The sequence below is a fragment of the Cellulosimicrobium sp. I38E genome (genome assembly GCF_001647255.1).
GTDB lineage: Bacteria > Actinomycetota > Actinomycetes > Actinomycetales > Cellulomonadaceae > Cellulosimicrobium > Cellulosimicrobium cellulans_E.
Map to the genome: position 1 here is coordinate 189,520 of NZ_LUAZ01000001.1, position 17,585 is coordinate 207,104.

The window sequence follows — 17,585 nt, forward strand, 5'->3', positions numbered from 1 at the left end:
GGGCGCGACCGCCCCCGGCACGAGCCTCGCCGGCCCCGGCGAGCGACGACCCAGCGAGCACGAACGAAGGAGGCGACTGCGATGGCCGCGGTCACCGGACCGGCCGGTGCGCTCCGAGCGACGCGCCCGGCACGCCTGAGGGGACGACGTCGTCCCGCCCCGGGCGGGGGAGCGACCAAGGGCGGGTGGCGGGTCACGCCGTGGCTCTTCCTGCTCGTCCCCGTGGGCATGCTGCTGCTGTTCACCTACGTCCCCGTGGCGAACATGGTGTGGTACAGCTTCACGTCCTGGGACGGGCTCGACCCCGTCAAGGAGCCCGTCGGCTGGAAGAACTACGTCGAGATCTTCACGCGCCCTGAGATCTTCCGCGTGTTCCTCGTGAGCCTGTACTACCTCGTGGGCGCCGCCGTGCAGCTCGTCCTCGCGCTGTACTTCGCGACGATCCTCAGCTTCAGCACGCGGTTCCGGAACTGGTTCAAGGGGATCATCTTCTTCCCGTACCTCATCAACGGGGTCGCGATCGGGCTCGTCTTCCTCTACTTCTTCCGGCCCGGCGGGACGCTCGACGCGTTCCTCGCCGCGTTCGGGTTCACGGAGCCGCCGCTGTGGCTGGGCGACCCGTCGCTCGTCAACGTCTCGCTCGCCGCGACGAGCGTGTGGCGCTACATGGGTCTGAACTTCGTGCTCTTCCTCGGGGCGATCCAGTCGATCCCGAACGAGCTCTACGAGGCGGCCGACCTCGACGGCGCCAACGCCTGGCAGAAGTTCCGCTTCATCATCGCCCCCGGGATCCGGCAGATCATCGGGCTGTCGGTGATCCTCGCCGTGTCCGGAGCGCTGTCGGTGTTCGAGATGCCGTTCATCATGACGGGCGGCGCGAACGGGTCGGAGACGTTCGTCATCCAGACCGTCAACACGGCCTTCACGTTCTCGAAGGTGGGTCTCGCCTCGGCGATGGCGGTCGTCCTGCTGATCATCGTCCTGCTCATCTCGTGGGTGCAGCGACGCATCGTCCCCGACGAGAGAGGTGACCTCGTATGAGCGCCGCACCGCTGCGCACGTCCGCCGCGCAGGACGACGCCTCCCGGGCGGAGGACGCCCCGGCGCCCCGGACGGCCCCCGGTCCGCGCGACGTGCCCGCCCGCCCGCTCCCCGCGCCGTCGGCCACCGACCGGGTCCGGTCCGGCTGGGCGCGCTGGACGCGCGGGGCGAGCCCGGTCCTCGGCCCCGTCGGCACCACGCTCAAGTACGCGTCGCTGGTCGCGGCATGCCTCGTCGCGGTCGTGCCGCTCGTGACGATCTTCATGGCGTCCTTCAAGACGCAGGCCGAGTTCCGCGAGACCGGGCCGCTCGACCCGCCGTCGAGCTGGACGAACCTCGACAACTTCGTCACGGCCTTCACGCGCGGGGGCATGCTCCAGGGTTTCGTCAACACGACGATCATCCTCGTGGTGGCCCTCACCGGGACGATCATCATCGGCACGATGGCCGCCTACGCGATCGACCGCTTCACGTTCCGGGGCCAGCGGCTCGTCGTCGGGGCGTTCCTGCTCGCGACGCTCGTGCCGGGGGTCACGACGCAGGTGGCGACGTTCCAGATCGTCAGCGGCCTCGGCCTGTTCAACACCCGGTGGGCCGCGATCGTGCTGTTCATGGGCACCGACATCATCTCGATCTACATCTTCCTCCAGTTCATGAAGTCGATCCCGCGGTCGCTCGACGAGGCGGCCATGCTCGACGGCGCCAACCGTCTGACGATCTACGCGCGCATCGTCTTCCCGCTGCTCAAGCCCGCGATCGCGACCGTGATCATCATCAAGGGGATCGCGATCTACAACGAGTTCTACCTGCCCTGGCTCTACATGCCGAAGCGGGACCTCGGCGTCATCTCGACGTCGCTGTTCCGCTTCAAGGGCCCCTTCGGCGCACAGTGGGAGGTGATCTCCGCCGGGACCGTGCTCGTCATCGTCCCGACGCTGGTCGCGTTCCTGCTGCTGCAGCGCTACATCTACAACGGACTGACCTCAGGAGCCACCAAGTGACGAGCACGACCGCCCCGACGCCGACCGCACCCGCCGTGCCGGCGACCGACCCCGCGCGCCTCGTCCGGCGTCAGCTCCACGCGGGCTGGACGGCGCGCGCCGTCGCGGGGCCCGTCCCCGCGCACGTCGCGGGCGTGGAGGTCCCGGCCACGGTCCCCGGCAGCGCCCACACCGACCTGCTCGCGGCGGGGCTGATCCCCGACCCCTACCTCGACGACCACGAGAACCTCGTCGCCTGGGTGGGGCGCTGCGACTGGGAGTACCGGACGACGTTCGCGTGGTCCGCGTCCGACGCACCCGGCCTGGACCGGCACGACCTCGCCTTCGACGGGCTCGACACGGTCGCGACGGTGTCGCTCAACGGCACGCGCGTCCTGAGCGCGCGCAACCAGTTCCGCACGTTCCGCGTCGCCGTGGCGGACCTGCTGCGCGAGGGCGAGAACGAGCTCGTCGTGCGGTTCGCGTCCCCCGTGCGCTACGCCGACCGCGAGTCCCTCGCGCTCGGCTACCGCCCGCAGGTCAACAAGCACCCGTACAACGCGATCCGCAAGTCCGCGTGCAGCTTCGGGTGGGACTGGGGGATCGACGCGCCGTCGGTCGGGCTGTGGAAGCCGGTGCGCCTCGAGTCCTGGTCCACGGCGCGGGTCGCGTCCGTGCGCCCGCTCGTCTCGGTGGACCTGCCCGACGACGCGTCCTCCCGGGCGGGTCACCTCGCGACGGCGCCGGGCCGGGTCGCGGTGCACGTCGACGTCGAGCGCGCGCCGCTCGACCCGGGCGCCCCCGGTCCCGGCAGCGACGGTCCGCTCGCCGTGCGCGTCGCGCTGCGGGGTCCCTCCGGCCGCCACGACGCCGAGGTGGCGCTCCCCGCGGGCGCGACGACCGCCGTCGTGCCGGTGGACGTCCCGGACGCGGCGCTGTGGTGGCCGCGCGGGTACGGGGAGCAGCCGCTGTACGACGTCGAGGTGACCCTCGCCGCGGGCGACGGCGCGCTCGACGGGTGGGCCGGGCGCACGGGGTTCCGCGACGCGCGGCTCGACCTCACGCCGGACGCGCACGGGACGTCGTTCACCGTCGTGGTCAACGGACGCGAGGTGTGGGTCAAGGGTGCGAACTGGATCCCCGACGACGTGTTCGTGCACCGCGTGACGCGTGAGCGCTACGCCGCCCGGCTCGACCAGGCGGAGCTCGCGAACATGAACCTCCTGCGCGTGTGGGGCGGCGGGATCTACGAGGCCGACGACTTCTACGACCTGTGCGACGAGCGCGGCATCCTCACGTGGCAGGACTTCGCGTTCGCGTGCGCCGCGTACTCCGAGGACGAGCCCCTCCGGTCGGAGGTCGAGGCCGAGGCGCGCGACAACGTCACGCGCCTGGCCCCGCACCCGAGCCTCGTCGTGTGGAACGGGAGCAACGAGAACATCTGGGGCTTCGGCGCGTGGGGCTGGGAGCTGCGGCTCGAGGGCAAGTCGTGGGGACTGGGGTACTACACCGAGCTGCTCCCGGGCGTGCTCGACGAGCTCGACGGGACGCGCCCGTACACACCGTCGAGCCCGTGGTCGGGCAGCCTCGACGTGCACCCCAACGACCCCGACCACGGCTCGATGCACTCGTGGGAGCTGTGGAACCGGCAGGACTGGCCGCGATATCGCGACGACGTGCCGCGCTTCATGGCGGAGTTCGGCTGGCAGGGCCCGCCCACGTGGTCGACGCTCACGCGCGCGATCAGCGACGACCCGCTCACGCCCGAGTCGCCCGGCATGCTCGTGCACCAGAAGGCCGCGCAGGGCAACGACAAGCTCACCGACGGCCTCGTGCGGCACGTGCCGCTGCCGGACGACATGGAGGACTGGCACTGGGCGATGTCCTGGAACCAGGCGGTCGCCGTGCAGGTCGCGGTCGAGCACCTGCGCTCGTGGGCGCCGCGCACGATGGGCTCCGTGGTGTGGCAGCTCAACGACTGCTGGCCCGTGACGTCCTGGGCCGCGGTGGACGGCGACGGGCGCGCCAAGCCGCTCCTGCACGCCCTCGCGCACGCGCATGCCGACCGCCTCCTCACCGTCCAGCCGCGGTCGGCGGACGGCGGCGTCCCGGCCGGCGACGAGACCGACCGGCTCGTCGTGGTCGTGGCCAACGACACGGACGAGACGTGGTCGGGCGACGTCGTGGTGCGACGCCTGTCGTTCGACGGCACGGAACGGCGGGTGACGTCGGTCCCGGCCCGGGTCGACGCGCGCGGGACGACCAGCATCGAGGTGCCGCGCGACGTCGCGACGCCCGACGACGCGGCGGCCGAGCTGCTCGTCGCGACGCTCGGCGGAGCTCGCGCGCTGTGGTGGTTCGCCGAGCCGCGCGACGCGTCGCTCACGCCACCGCGCCTCGTCACCGAGGTGCACCGCGAGCCCGCCGGGTGGGCCGTGCGGGTGACGGCGGAGAACCTCGTGCGCGACGTCGCGCTCCTGGCCGACAAGCTCCACCCGGGTCTGCGCGCGGACGACATGCTCGTCACGCTCCTGCCCGGCGAGTCCGTGACGTTCCACGTCACCGGACCCGACGCGGCGCTCGCAGGCGTCGAGCCCGGGGCCCTCGTCGCCCCGCGCGTGCTGCGCTCGACGAACCAGCTCGTCACCGGTCGCGGTCGGCGCTGACCCGTGTCCGGAGGGAGGGACCCGGCGACCGACCGGGTTCCTCCCTCCAGGGCTCCCGGGTCAGGCGTTGCCCGCGAGCAGGCGGTCCACGGCGGCGAGGGGGATGGGCTCCCAGTCCGGGCGGTTGCGCGACTCGTACACGACCTCGTAGAGCGCCTTGTCGAGCGTGAGCGCCCGCACGAGCGCCTCGGACGTCGCGCGGTCGACGCCGGCCGTGTCGGCCCGGTCGTACGCGTCGAGGAACGCGGTGCGTGCCTGGACGGCCCACGCGGCGTCGCGCGCGCGCCCCACGGCGGCGGCGTAGTCGAACGACCGCACGATCCCGGCGACGTCGCGCAGCGCGAGGTCCGGGCGCGTGCGTTCCGCGACGGGCCGCAGGGGCTCGCCCTCGAAGTCGAGCACCTTCCAGCCGAACCGGCGTGCGTGCAGCACCTGGCCGAGGTGCAGGTCGCCGTGGACGGTCTGGAGCCGGGGGAGCGCGTCGGGGACGCGCGTGACGTTCGCGAGCCGCGCGGACGTCCGGTCCCAGAACGCGGCGACGTCCGCCGCGCGCCGTCCGAGCGCGCTGGAGGACGCGACGGCCTCGTCCGCGCGCCGTCGCAGGTCCGCGACGAGCCAGCGCGCGTCGACGGGCGAGCCCACGCCGAACGCGCTGCGGAGCGCGCCGTGCAGGTCGGCGAGGACGCGTCCCAGGTCGGCCGCGAGGTCGGCGAACGAGGCGTCCTGCCCCGCGTAGGAGCAGGCGAGGTCGAACCCGTCGCGCGCGCCCTCGACGAACTCGCTGAGGATCGCCAGGTGCGCGGAGCGGGTCGCCGCCGGACCCGCGCCGGTGCCCGACGGCGGCGCCCCGCCCCCCGCGGTCGGCTCTCCCGGTCGGTGGTCCGCGCCCGGGTCGACGGCGGCCGGGTCGTCCGCCGCGTCCCACGTCACCTCGAGCCACGCGAGCGGCCGGGGAACCCCGGCCCAGCCCTGGGCCGCCAGCGCGCGGGGGATGGTGACGTCGGGGTTGGGTCCGATCGCGATGGCGCGCAGGACCTTGAGCATGCTCCCGCCGGCGACCCGCGGCAGCAGCACCGAGCTGTTCGACTGCTCGACGCTCAGCGCGCGTCCACCGGTGAGGTCGGTGTCGGCGTCGGGGCCTCCGCCGCGGGGACTCGCCCCGTCCGGTGCCGTGCCCGGGTTCTCCCACTCCGCCACGGCCAGGAGGGCCGCCCAGCACGCGGGGTGCGCGGCGCCGTCGTGCACGACCCACCCGCCGTCGTCGGCGCCGCCCGGGGGGAGCGTCCCGATCGGCGCCGCGCCGCCCGGCGTCGTGTCGCCCAGGGCTGGGTCGCCCGGCGGGGTCACCGGCTCGAGCACGAGGGGCACCTGCACGACGAGGTCCACGCCGTCGCCGACGAGCCGCAGCAGGTGGAGCTCGACGCGCGTCCCCGGCCACGCGTCGTCGGGCGGTCCGGGCGTCGCGGCGGACGCCGGGACGTCGAGCGCGAAAGACAGCCACGGCACGTGGCGCACGGCGACTCCCTTGACGGGGTACCACCGCCGCGCGGGCAGCCAGGCGTCCAGGAGCTCCATGAGCTCCGCCGAGGGCGGGTCCGTCCGCCGTACCGTCACACGTGCCTCCCGGGTCCAGGTCGCCTACATGCCATCACGCGAGCGCCTCGCCCGCCGCACGAGGCGCTGTGGGTGGCGGCGCGCACACTGTCCGGACACGCCCACGGGCGCTGAGGAGGGATACCGATGGACTGTCCGCACCCGGCCGTCACGCTCACGGAGGAGCCGGTGCGACTGAGCCACTGCGTCTCGGTCGTGCACTGGTTCACGTGCGACGCGTGCGGGGAGCGCGCCGCGGTGGTCACCCGGACGGAGATGTTCCTGGACCGAGGGTGAGCCGCACGGTCAGGCGGGGTCGCTCACCACGAGCCAGTAGAAGTCGCGCGACCCCCACGTCATGACGACACGCTCGTCGTCGTCGACGGCGGGGAAGTGGGCCCCGCCGAACACGTCGGTGAGCGTCGCGCCGGCGTGCCCGGGCAGGTGCACCGAGGCCGAGCGCGCGGTCGCGGACAGGTTCGCGACGCACAGGATCGTCTCGGTGTCGGTGCGGCGCAGGAACGCGAGGATCGACTCGTTGTCGCACTCGAGCGCGACGAGGTCGCCCGTGCCGAACGCCTTGTGGCGGCGCCGGACCTTGAGCATCCCGTGCACCCAGTGCAGCAGGGACGTCGACTGCTCGAGCTGCGCCTCGACGTTGACGTAGCCGTAGTGGTGCACGAGCGACTGCACGAGCGGCAGGTACACCTTGCCGGGGTCGGCGGTCGAGAACCCGGCGTTGCGGTCGGGCGTCCACTGCATGGGGGTGCGCACCGAGTCGCGGTCGGGCAGCCAGATGTTGTCGCCCATCCCGATCTCGTCGCCGTAGTAGAGGCACGGGCTGCCCGGGAGGGAGAGCAGGAGCGCGTGCGCGAGCTCGACCTCCTTGCGCGAGTTGTCGAGCAGGGGCGCGAGCCGGCGGCGGATGCCGACGTTCGCGCGCATGCGCGGGTCGGGCGCGTACCACCCGTACATGGACGCGCGCTCCTCGGTGGAGACCATCTCGAGCGTGAGCTCGTCGTGGTTGCGCAGGAACGTGCTCCACTGGGCGCCGGGCGGGATGTCGGGCGTGTCGGCGAGGATCTCGAGGACCTGGTTCGCGCGCTGGTCACGGATCGCGTAGTAGATGCGGGGCATCACGGGGAAGTGGAAGCACATGTGGCACTCGGGCTCGTCCTCGGTGCCGAAGTAGTCCACGACCTCGCGCGGCCACTGGTTCGCCTCGGCGAGCAGGATGCGCCCCGGGAACTCGGCGTCGACCATGCGCCGCACGCGCCGCAGGAACTCGTGCGTCTGCGGCAGGTTCTCGCAGTTGGTGCCCTCGGCCTCGTAGAGGTAGGGCACCGCGTCGAGCCGGAACCCGTCGACGCCCATCTGCAGCCAGAACCGCGCGACGTCGAGCATCGCGTCGGCGACGCGCGGGTTCTCGAAGTTGAGGTCGGGCTGGTGGGAGAAGAACCGGTGCCAGAAGAACTGGCGCCGCACGGGGTCGAACGTCCAGTTGGACGTCTCGGTGTCGACGAAGATGATGCGCGCGTCCTGGTAGCGCGTGTCGTCGTCGCTCCACACGTAGAAGTCGCCGTACGGGCCCTCGGGGTCGGCGCGCGACGCCTGGAACCACGGGTGCTGGTCGCTCGTGTGGTTCATGACGAGGTCGATGACGACGCGCATGCCGCGCGCGTGCGCCTCGCTCACGAGCTCCGCGAAGTCGGACGTGGAGCCGTACTGCGGCGCGATCGCGGTGTAGTCGGAGACGTCGTAGCCGCCGTCGCGCAGGGGCGACGGGTAGAACGGCGGCAGCCACAGCGCGTCGATCCCGAGCCACTGGAGGTAGTCGAGGCGGTCGATGAGGCCGCGCAGGTCGCCCGTCCCGCTGCCGTCGGAGTCGGAGAACGCACGGACGATCACCTCGTAGAAGACCGCGGTGCGGTACCAGTCCGGGTCGTCGGACAGGCCGGGGCGCGCGTCGACGGGCGCGGCCGGCTGGCGGCGCGGCGGGAGCGCCGCGACGGGGACCGGCGCGGTGATGGGCGGCACGGGGGCGGGGCCGGCAGCCGGCCCCCGGACGGGGTTCGGGATCTGGACCGGACGAGCGTCGCGGGGGAACGTCATGCGGGCCTCACGTGCACGACGTGCGCGACCTGGCGCATCGGCTCGAGCCGCACGTACACGTCCTGTCCCCAGCCGTAGCTCTCTCCGGACAGCTCGTCGTGCGCGACGAACGACGGCGCCCAGGGGTCGTGGCCGTCCGGGAGCGCCGGGAGGCCGAGGGCCTCGAGGTCGAGGTGCACGTTCGACTCCTGCGGGGAGTGGGGGTCGAGGTTCACGACGACGACGACGGTGTCGGCCTCGCCGGTCGGGGAGTGCTCGGCGGGCAGGTGCCGCGAGAACGCGAGCACCTGGTCGTTCGTCGTCGGGTGGACGGTGAGGTTGCGGAGCTGGCGCAGCGCCGGGTGGTCACGCCGGACCTCGTTGAGGCGCGTGAGCAGCGTCGAGATGCCGATCTCCTCGGCGAGCGCCCAGTCGCGCGGCTTGTACTCGTACTTCTCGTTGTCGATCTGCTCCTCGACGCCCGGGCGCGGCACGTTCTCGACGAGCTCGTACCCGGAGTAGATCCCCCACGTGGGCGACCCGGTCGCGGCGAGCACCGCGCGCACCGCGAACCCGGCCACCCCGCCGTGCTGGAGGTACGGCGGGAGGATGTCGTGCGTCGTCGGCCAGAAGCTCGGCCGCATGTACGCTCCGGCCTCGCCCGAGACCTCCTCGAGGTACTCGGCGAGCTCGTCGCGGGTGTTGCGCCACGTGAAGTAGGTGTACGACTGGTGGAACCCGATGCGCGCGAGCGTGTGCATCATCGCGGGCTTGGTGAACGCCTCCGAGAGGAACACGACCTCGGGGTTCGTCGCGCGTACCTCGGCGAGCAACCATTCCCAGAAGTCGAGCGGCTTGGTGTGCGGGTTGTCGACGCGGAACGCCGTGACGCCCCGGTCGATCCACACGCGGACCACGCGCAGGACCTCGGCGTAGATGCCCTCGGGGTCGTTGTCGAAGTTGAGCGGGTAGATGTCCTGGTACTTCTTGGGCGGGTTCTCGGCGTACGCGATCGAGCCGTCGACGCGGGTCGTGAACCACTCGGGGTGCTCGGCGACCCACGGGTGGTCGGGCGAGCACTGGAGCGCGAGGTCGATCGCGACCTCGAGCCCGTGGCGCCGGGCCTCCTTGACGAACGCGCGGAACGTGCGGTCGCTGCCGAGCTCGGGGTGGATCGCGTCGTGGCCGCCGTCCTTCGAGCCGATCGCGTACGGGCTGCCCGGGTCGCCCGGGAGCGCGGTGAGGGAGTTGTTGCGGCCCTTGCGGTGGGTCGTGCCGATGGGGTGGACGGGCGTGAGGTAGACGACGTCGAAGCCCATCGCGGCGATCGCGGGCAGGCGGCGGGCAGCGGCAGTGAACGTCCCGGAGCGCCAGCGACCGTCCTTGAGCCGCCGCGCGCCCTCGGAGCGCGGGAACATCTCGTACCACGCGCCCGCGAGCGCCAGCGGGCGCTCCACGCGCAGGGCGTACGTGGCCGACGCCGTCACGTGGTCGCGCAGGGGCGCGCGACGCAGGACGTCGCGCACCTCGGGCGACGTCGCGGCGGCGAGCCGGGCCTGCGCGGGCCGGCTCGCGTCGGCGAGCGCGGCGGCCGCGTCGGCGAGCGTGCGCGCGTCCTCGGGGGAGCGGGCTCCCGGGGTGCCGTCCGCGCCCGGCAGGGGGACGGCGTCGGCCAGGACGCGCTCGAAGAGCCGGATGCCCTCGGCGAGCATGAGGTCGACGTCGACGCCCGCCTCGATCTTGATCGTCGCGTCGTGGGACCACGTGCCGTACGGGTCGCTCCACGCCTCGACGCGCAGCGACCAGTCGCCGACCGCGTCGGGGTGCAGCGTGGCGCGGAACCGGTCGAGGCCGGGCGCGACGTCGACCATCGGCGCGGTGCGCTCGGTCCCGTCGGGGGCGACGAGGACGGCCGTGGCGGCGACGGCGTCGTGCCCCTCGCGGAAGACGGTCGCCTCGACCGGCACCATCTCGCCGACGACGGCCTTCGCGGGCCACCGGCCGCCCTCGACGACGGGCGAGCGGTGCGGCGCGCGGGCCGGAGGGGTCGTCGTCACACGCACAACGTATCGAGGCCGCCGGGGGCCAGGCACCTGGGAGCGGGGGTCGGCGCGTCGCACGTCCGTGCGCGCAGGCGGCGCGCACCCGGGTGAAAGTTCATGCAAGCGTTACGTGCGGGTGACAGCGCGAGGGTGTGCAGCGGCCCGAGCCCCCGTAGTCTCGTCCCCGTGAGAGCGATCCGACGGTTCACCGTCCGCACCCTGCTGCCCGCCGAGCTGCGCGACCTGGACGAGCTGGCGCACAACCTGCGCTGGTCCTGGCACGCCCCGACACGCGACCTGTTCGCCGGCATCGACCCCGAGGCGTGGGCGTCGGCGCACGGCGACCCCGTCGCGCTGCTGGGCGCGCTCGGCCCGGAGCGCCTCGCGGAGCTCGCCGCGGACGGCGCGTTCGTCGAGCGCGTGCGCGCGGCGGCTGCCGACCTGCGGCACTACCTCGACGACGCGCTGTGGTACCAGCAGCGGGCGGCCTCGGACGAGGGGAGCGACTCGCTCCCGGCCGCGATCGCGTACTTCTCGCCCGAGTTCGGCATCACGTCGGTGCTGCCGCAGTACTCGGGCGGCCTCGGCATCCTCGCGGGCGACCACCTCAAGAGCGCGAGCGACCTCGGCGTGCCGATCGTCGGCGTCGGGCTCCTGTACGGCGCCGGGTACTTCAAGCAGTCCCTCACGCGCGACGGCTGGCAGGTCGAGACCTACCCGCTGCTCGACCCGGACGGCCTGCCCCTGACGTTGCTGCGCGACGACGACGGCACGCCCGCGCGCGTGTCCCTCGCCCTCCCGGGCGGGCGCACGCTGCACGCGCACGTGTGGGTCGCGGCCGTCGGGCGCGTGCCCCTGCTCCTGCTCGACTCGAACGTGCCCGGCAACGACGAGGCCGCGCGCAAGGTCACCGACCGCCTCTACGGCGGCGGCGGCGAGCACCGCCTCCAGCAGGAGCTCCTGCTCGGCGTGGGCGGCGTGCGCGCGCTGCGCCTGTGGTCGCGCCTCACCGGCGCGCCCGAGCCGGAGGTCTACCACACGAACGAGGGCCACGCCGGGTTCCTCGGCGTCGAGCGCATCCGCGAGCTCGTCGAGCAGGGCCTCACGTTCGACGAGGCGCTCGAGGCGGTGCGCGCCGCGACCGTGTTCACGACCCACACGCCCGTGCCCGCCGGGATCGACCGGTTCGGCCGCGACCTCGTCACGCAGTACTTCGGCGGCGACATGGCGGTCGACGGCCTGCCCGTCGAGCGGGTCCTCGCGCTCGGGGCCGAGGACTACGACGGCGGCGACCCGACCGTCTTCAACATGGCCGTCATGGGCCTGCGCCTGGGCGGTCGCGCCAACGGCGTCTCGCTGCTGCACGGCGAGGTCTCGCGCGGCATGTTCGAGGGGCTGTGGCCGGGCTTCGACGCGCGCGAGGTCCCCATCACGTCCGTGACGAACGGCGTGCACTCGCCCACCTGGGTGGACCCGGCGTTCGCGGCCCTCGAGGCCGACCGGCTCGGGCTCGACGAGCTCACGGCCGACGCCGCGTCGTCGGGCTGGCTGCGCGGTGCCGGGGACGGCGGCGTGAGCGACGGCGAGCTGTGGGCGATCCGCCGCGAGATGCGGGGCCGCCTCGTCGACGAGGCACGCCGCCGCGTGCGCAAGTCGTGGCGCGAGCGCGGCGCGACCCCGGCCGAGCTCGGCTGGGTCGACGACGTCCTGTCGCCCGACGTGCTCACCATCGGCTTCGCGCGCCGCGTGCCCACGTACAAGCGGCTCACGCTCATGCTGCGCGACCCCGAGCGGCTCAAGGCGCTGCTGCTGCACCCCGAGCGCCCCGTGCAGCTCGTCGTGGCCGGCAAGTCGCACCCTGCGGACGACCAGGGCAAGCGGCTCATCCAGCAGCTCGTGCGCTTCACCGACGACCCCGAGGTGCGCCACCGCATCGTCTTCCTGCCCAACTACGACATCGCCATGGCGCAGTCGCTCTACCCGGGCTGCGACGTCTGGCTCAACAACCCGCTGCGCCCGCTGGAGGCGTCGGGGACGTCGGGCATGAAGTCGGCGCTCAACGGCGGTCTCAACCTGTCGATCCTCGACGGGTGGTGGGACGAGTGGTTCGACGGGGAGAACGGCTGGGCCATCCCCACCGCGGACGGCGTGGAGGACGCGGACCGTCGTGACGACCTCGAGGCCGCCGCGCTCTACGACCTCGTGGAGCAGCAGGTCGCGCCCCGCTTCTACGACCGCGACACCGACGGCGTGCCCGGCCGATGGCTCGAGATGGTGCGCCACACGCTCGCGACGCTCGGGCCCAAGGTCCAGGCGACGCGCATGGTCGGCGAGTACGTCACGCGCCTGTACGCGCCCGCCGCCGCGGCCGGGCGGACGCTGGCCGCCGACGGGCTCGCCCCGGCGCGCGAGCTCGCGCACTGGAAGGAGTCCGTGCGGTCCGGGTGGTCGCGGGTGCGCGTCGACCACGTCGACTCGTCCGGCATCGGCGAGGTCCCGCAGGTCGGGGACCGCCTCACCGTGCGCGCGTACGTGTCGCTCGGCGACCTGCGCCCCGAGGACGTGCAGGTGCAGGTCGTGCACGGCCGCGTCAGCGAGGCCGACGTCATCGAGGAGTTCACCGCCGAGCCGCTCGCGCTCGCCGAGACGTACGAGGCCGGCCGCTACGCGTTCGCCGGCGACGTCGTGCTCGACGCCTCCGGCCCGTTCGGGTACACGGTCCGCGTCGTCCCGACGCACACCGGCCTCCCCAGCGTCGCCGAGCTCGGCCTCGTCGCCAACGCGTGACGCCTCGCGCGAAGTAGAGCCTCCGGTCGCGAGGTAGAACCCCGTGTGTTCTACCTCGCGACCGGAGGCTCTATCTCGCGGTACGCGGCCGGTGACGAGACTGGCGCATACCGCTAGCGGTTTTCCACAGGCCCCTGCCCAGCCCTGGCTGTGGCCGGCCTGCTCGGACAGTCTGTGCCCATGAGCACGGACGAGCACGAGGTCGAGCAGGCGCGTCGGACGGTGAGCCGTCCCCGGGACGCACGGCGTCCGCCCGGGCGTCACGACGACCCGTGCGCCTCTGCGCCGTTGCCGTCGGTGGTCCGGTTCTCGACGGAGCGGCGCGCGGAGATCGTGGCAGGCGTCCGCCGCGGCACGCTCGTGCGGGTGCGTCAGGGTGTCTACGCGGCCCCGCCGGACCCGGCGGCCTCGCCGGCACAGCGTCGGCGCGAGGCCGTCGTCGCGCGCGCCGTGGCGCTCTCGGGACGGTTGACGACGGACTACTGGTTCAGCCACTCGACCGCCGCCGTCCTGCACGGCCTGTGGACCTGGCGCCTCGCGGACGAGGTCCACGTGACGCAGCTCGGGAACCCGTCCGTGCGCCGGACCGACCCGGGTCTCCGCAGGCACTGGACGTCGCTGCCCGAGAGCGACCGTGGCGAGCTCGACGGCCTCCCGGTCACCTCGCTGGAGCGCACGATCGTCGACTGCGCGCGCTCTCTCAGCCCGGTGGCGGGCATCGTGGTCGCGGACTCGGGGCTCCGCGCGGGCGCTGACGTCCGTCGGGTCGAGGCGGCTCTGGCGGCGGCCGCCGGTGGACGTGGCGTGCGACGTGCGCGTCGAGTGCTCGCCGAGGCAGATGCGCGCTCGGAGTCGCCGGGCGAGAGCCTGGTCCGCTGGTTGGTGGTCGACGCAGGCCTCCCGCGCCCCGAGCCGAACCTCGCGGTGACCACCTGGCGAGGCTCGTACCGGCTCGACCTCGCATGGACGACGCATCGCGTCGCGGTGGAGTTCGACGGAGCGGTCAAGTACTCCGGCGGCGAGTACGGCGACCCGCGGGGACGGCTGCTCGCGGAGAAGGCCCGGCACGACGCGCTGGTGGAGGCCGGTTGGCTCGTGCTGCGGGTGACGTGGAACGACCTCGCCGAACCTGACGTGCTTCTCCGTCGCATCCGGGCAGCGCTCGCGCGACGCTCCGCGAGATAGAGGCTCCCGCCGCGAGGTAGAGCTCCGCGCGCTCTACCTCGCGACCGGAAGCTCTACCTCGCGGCTGTCCAGGAGGGTGAGGTAGCGGGAGCGGGTGCGGACGACGTCGGCGAGCTGAGTCTGGATCCCGTCGACGAACTCCTCGCGGTAGACGGCGTCGACCTGGACGGAGATCGCGTAGTACAGACCGGTGAACGTCGCGATCGCGACCGAGACGCGCAGGAGGGTCTGCGTGACGACGAGGTCCGCGCCGCCGACGCCACCCCCGCCCGCGAGCGAGAACGTACGCTCCCACGTGCCGCCGTCGACGTCCCAGAGCGCCATGACCTCCGGCGTCACGGTGAGCGTGCCGAGCGCCATGAAGAACAAGCCCATCCCGAGGCTCACGACGAGCACCTGGAGCAGCTGGCTCGTCGCGATCATCGCGGCGAGGTTCGCGCGTTGCCGCGGGGTGAAGCGGGCGGCGCGCTCGTGCTCCGGCATGTCGGCGACGGTCTCCGCGAGCGCCTCGCGCGCCTCCCCAGGCACGCGCAGGCCGACGAAGACCACGACGAGCAGGGCGAAGAACGCACCGAGCACGATGTCCGCGACGCCGTGGGTGCGGTCGAAGACCTGCCACACCTCGGCGTTGTAGAACAGCACGAGCGAGAAGACGAGCAGCAGTGGCAGCAGTCGCACGAGGCGCAGGAGCGACGCGCCGAGCTCGTCGACCACCCGCGCGAGGCCCCACCACAGCGACGACAGCACCCCGTACCCGACCACGACGCGCACGGCCCCGAGCAGGACCAGGTTGCCCGCCACCGTGAGCAGTGCCTCGTCCCACTGCCCGCCGAACACGAGGGGCAGCAGGGCGGGCACGAGGACGAAGAACGCGAGCTCGGGCACGCCGACCGACTGGGGGAGGGTCGACCACGGGCGGCCACGAAGCACGTTGAGGCCGGCGTACGCGGCCGCGACGATCGCGGCGCCCCCCAGGAGCGCCAGCGCGTTGGCCCAGGCCGGCCAGCCGGACCGGATCGCGCCCGTGAGCTCGGCGAGCAGCACGACGAGCAGGAACGGTGCCGACCGCCCGAACACGTCGCGGTCGAGCGAGTGCCCCTCGACGAGCAGCGGCAGCCCGTTGCGGCGGAAGACGCGCTCGCACGCGGCGACGTCGGGGGGTGCGGCCGCCGGGTCCGTGCCAGGCTGCTCGACGGCACCCGGACCGGCCGGATCGTCGTGCCTGACCGGTCCCGTGCCCGAGGCTGGGGCGGGTCGCCCGGTTCGGGGCGCGTCGTCGTGCACGCTCATGCTCGGTGACCCTACCCGCCGCGGCACCGTGCGCGACCGACGCCGACGGACGATCCTCAGCGACCACGGTTCTACCTCCCGTGACCAGGCCTCTACCTCGGCCGACCAGGCCTCTACCTCGCGGGGGTCAGCCGAGCTCGGCCGCGAGCGAGCGGCCCGCGACGCGGCCGGAATAGAGGCAGCCGCCGAGGAACGTGCCCTCGAGGGCGCGGTGGCCGTGCACGCCGCCACCGCCGAACCCGGCGGCCTCGCCCGCCGCCCAGAGCCCGGGCAGCACCGTGCCGTCCTGGCGAAGCACGCGCGCGGAGGTGTCCGTCCACAGCCCGCCGAGCGTCTTGCGCGTGAGCACGGACAGGCGCACGGCGAGCAGGGGCCCGTCCTTGGGCGTCGTGAGCGGGCGCGGGGGCGAGACGCGGATGAGCCGGTCGACGCGGTAGCGTCGCGCCATCGCCGTCGCGACGACCTGCGGGTCCTTGCCGAGCCCGGTGCGGACCTGCTCGTCGCGCAGGTGGACGATGCGCGCGAGGGCGTCGGGGTCGACGTGGCCGCGCGAGCCCGGTGTCGCGTCCACGAGCGCGTTCATCCCGGCCGCGAGCTCCTCGGGCGTGTCGGCCCAGACGAACTCGGGCGACTGCTCCGCGAACCGCGCGACCGGTCCGACGGCTCGCGGCAGGACGCGCTGGGCGAGCAGCCTGACGTCCTTGCCGGTGAGGTCGGGGTTCTGCTCCGAGCCGGACAGCGCGAACTCGGACTCCATGATCGCCTTGTTGAGCACGAACCAGGAGTGGTCGTCGCCGCGCTCGGCGACGTGCTGGAGCGCGCCGAGCGCGTCGAACCCGGGGAACAGGGGCGCGGGCAGCCGGTTGCCGTCGGCGTCGAGCCACAGCGAGCTCGGGCCGGGCAGGATGCGGATGCCGTGGTCGGTCCAGACGGGGGAGTGGTTCGCGATGCCCTCGGGGTAGTGCCACATGCGGTCCTCGTGCACGAGCGCGGCGCCCGCGTCGGCGGCGACGCCGATCATGAGCCCGTCGGTCGAGTCGGGGACGCCGGAGAGCATGCGCGCGGGCAGCCGGCCCGCCGTCTGGGGCCACCGCGAGCGCACGAGCTCGTGGTTGGCGCCGATCCCGCCCGACGTCACGACGACGGCGCTCGCCGCGATCTCGACCTCGCCGACGACCTCGCGCGACGACGGTGCGCCGCGCTCGACGTCCGACGGCGCGAGGACCTCCGCGCGCACGCCGGTCACCGCGCCGTCGGTCACGACGAGCGACGTGACGCGGTGGCGGAACCGCAGGTCGAGCAGCCCGGCGGCGCGGGCGTCGAGCGCGGCGCGCACGAACGGCTCGAGGATCGCGGGCCCGGTGCCCCAGGTGACGTGGAAGCGCGGGACGGAGTTGCCGTGGCCTCCCGCGGCCGTCCCGTCGGCGCCCGAGGTCACCGGGTACCCGCCGCGTTCGGCCCACTGGACGAGCGGGAACCACCGCACGCCCTTGTCGTGCAGCCAGCCGCGCATCTCGCCCGCGGCGAAGTCGACGAAGCCGCGCGCCCAGGCGTACCCGTGGCGGTCGGGGCCCTCACCGCGGTCGGCGCCGGGCGCGAACCGCGCGGAACCGAGCCAGTCGTCGAACGCGAGCTCGGCGGAGTCGGTGACGCCCATGCGCCGCTGCTCGGGCGAGCCGACGAGGAACAGGCCGCCGAACGACCACCACGCCTGCCCGCCGAGGCTCGCGGCGGGCTCCTGGTCCAGCAGGACGACGCGCCGCCCGGCCGCGGTGAGCTCGGTCGCCGCGACGAGCCCGGCGAGGCCGGCCCCCACGACGACGACCTCGGGGTTCTCGATCGTGGGGGAGCTGACGGAGGAGTCGACCGCGCTGTCACTCATGCGGGAAGAGTAGAGCACGTGTCCAGCC

At 73.5% G+C, this 17,585-nt stretch carries 11 protein-coding genes; 6 read left to right on the forward strand and 5 right to left on the reverse strand.

Annotated features, from left to right (window positions below; translation table 11 throughout):
* Window positions 1-81 precede the first annotated feature (81 nt).
* From A0J59_RS00795 to A0J59_RS00805, 3 genes are read left to right on the forward strand one after another with little or no spacing between them, the layout of a single operon-like run.
* Window positions 82-1,041, forward strand: coding sequence for a carbohydrate ABC transporter permease (locus A0J59_RS00795; RefSeq protein WP_082141224.1), 960 nt, complete (start codon window positions 82-84; stop codon window positions 1,039-1,041).
* Window positions 1,038-2,042: a carbohydrate ABC transporter permease gene (locus A0J59_RS00800; protein ID WP_064314897.1), complete on the forward strand. Its 1,005-nt coding sequence runs from the start codon at window positions 1,038-1,040 to the stop codon at window positions 2,040-2,042. Before A0J59_RS00795 ends, A0J59_RS00800 begins: the two co-directional genes overlap by 4 nt.
* Window positions 2,039-4,687, forward strand: a complete 2,649-nt coding sequence (locus A0J59_RS00805; RefSeq protein ID WP_255364853.1) for a glycoside hydrolase family 2 protein — start codon at window positions 2,039-2,041, stop codon at window positions 4,685-4,687. The genes A0J59_RS00800 and A0J59_RS00805 overlap by 4 nt, the downstream gene beginning before the upstream one ends.
* A 60-nt stretch (window positions 4,688-4,747) precedes the next feature.
* On the opposite strand, the gene A0J59_RS00810 is transcribed toward A0J59_RS00805, so the two are convergent.
* On the reverse strand, window positions 4,748-6,301 hold the full coding sequence (locus tag A0J59_RS00810; RefSeq protein WP_255364854.1) for an aminoglycoside phosphotransferase: 1,554 nt from the start codon (window positions 6,299-6,301) through the stop codon (window positions 4,748-4,750).
* A gap of 126 nt (window positions 6,302-6,427) precedes the next feature.
* On the opposite strand from A0J59_RS00810, the gene A0J59_RS21425 reads away from it, so the two are divergent.
* The gene (locus A0J59_RS21425; RefSeq protein ID WP_154798248.1) at window positions 6,428-6,577 is read left to right on the forward strand and encodes a hypothetical protein; all 150 of its coding nucleotides are present in this window, start codon (window positions 6,428-6,430) and stop codon (window positions 6,575-6,577) included.
* A 9-nt stretch (window positions 6,578-6,586) separates the two neighbouring features.
* On the opposite strand, the gene treS is transcribed toward A0J59_RS21425, so the two are convergent.
* A complete protein-coding gene (gene treS / locus A0J59_RS00815; protein WP_082918622.1) occupies window positions 6,587-8,392 on the reverse strand; it encodes a maltose alpha-D-glucosyltransferase in 1,806 nt (601 codons plus the stop codon).
* On the reverse strand, window positions 8,389-10,428 hold the full coding sequence (locus A0J59_RS00820) for an alpha-1,4-glucan--maltose-1-phosphate maltosyltransferase (RefSeq protein ID WP_064314898.1): 2,040 nt from the start codon (window positions 10,426-10,428) through the stop codon (window positions 8,389-8,391). The genes treS and A0J59_RS00820 overlap by 4 nt, the downstream gene beginning before the upstream one ends.
* A 171-nt stretch (window positions 10,429-10,599) precedes the next feature.
* Between A0J59_RS00820 and glgP the strand changes: the two genes are divergently transcribed.
* Window positions 10,600-13,200, forward strand: a complete 2,601-nt coding sequence (glgP, locus tag A0J59_RS00825) for an alpha-glucan family phosphorylase (protein ID WP_064314899.1) — start codon at window positions 10,600-10,602, stop codon at window positions 13,198-13,200.
* A gap of 180 nt (window positions 13,201-13,380) precedes the next feature.
* Window positions 13,381-14,385 (forward strand): hypothetical protein, encoded by a 1,005-nt coding sequence (locus A0J59_RS00830; protein ID WP_064314900.1) that lies wholly within the window; start codon window positions 13,381-13,383, stop codon window positions 14,383-14,385.
* 33 nt (window positions 14,386-14,418) lie between these two features.
* Here A0J59_RS00830 and A0J59_RS00835 read toward each other — a convergent pair whose 3' ends face one another.
* The gene (locus tag A0J59_RS00835) at window positions 14,419-15,675 is read right to left on the reverse strand and encodes a hypothetical protein (RefSeq protein ID WP_082918623.1); all 1,257 of its coding nucleotides are present in this window, start codon (window positions 15,673-15,675) and stop codon (window positions 14,419-14,421) included.
* 127 nt (window positions 15,676-15,802) lie between these two features.
* On the reverse strand, window positions 15,803-17,557 hold the full coding sequence (locus tag A0J59_RS00840) for an FAD-binding dehydrogenase (protein ID WP_064314936.1): 1,755 nt from the start codon (window positions 17,555-17,557) through the stop codon (window positions 15,803-15,805).
* Window positions 17,558-17,585: the final 28 nt, after the last annotated feature.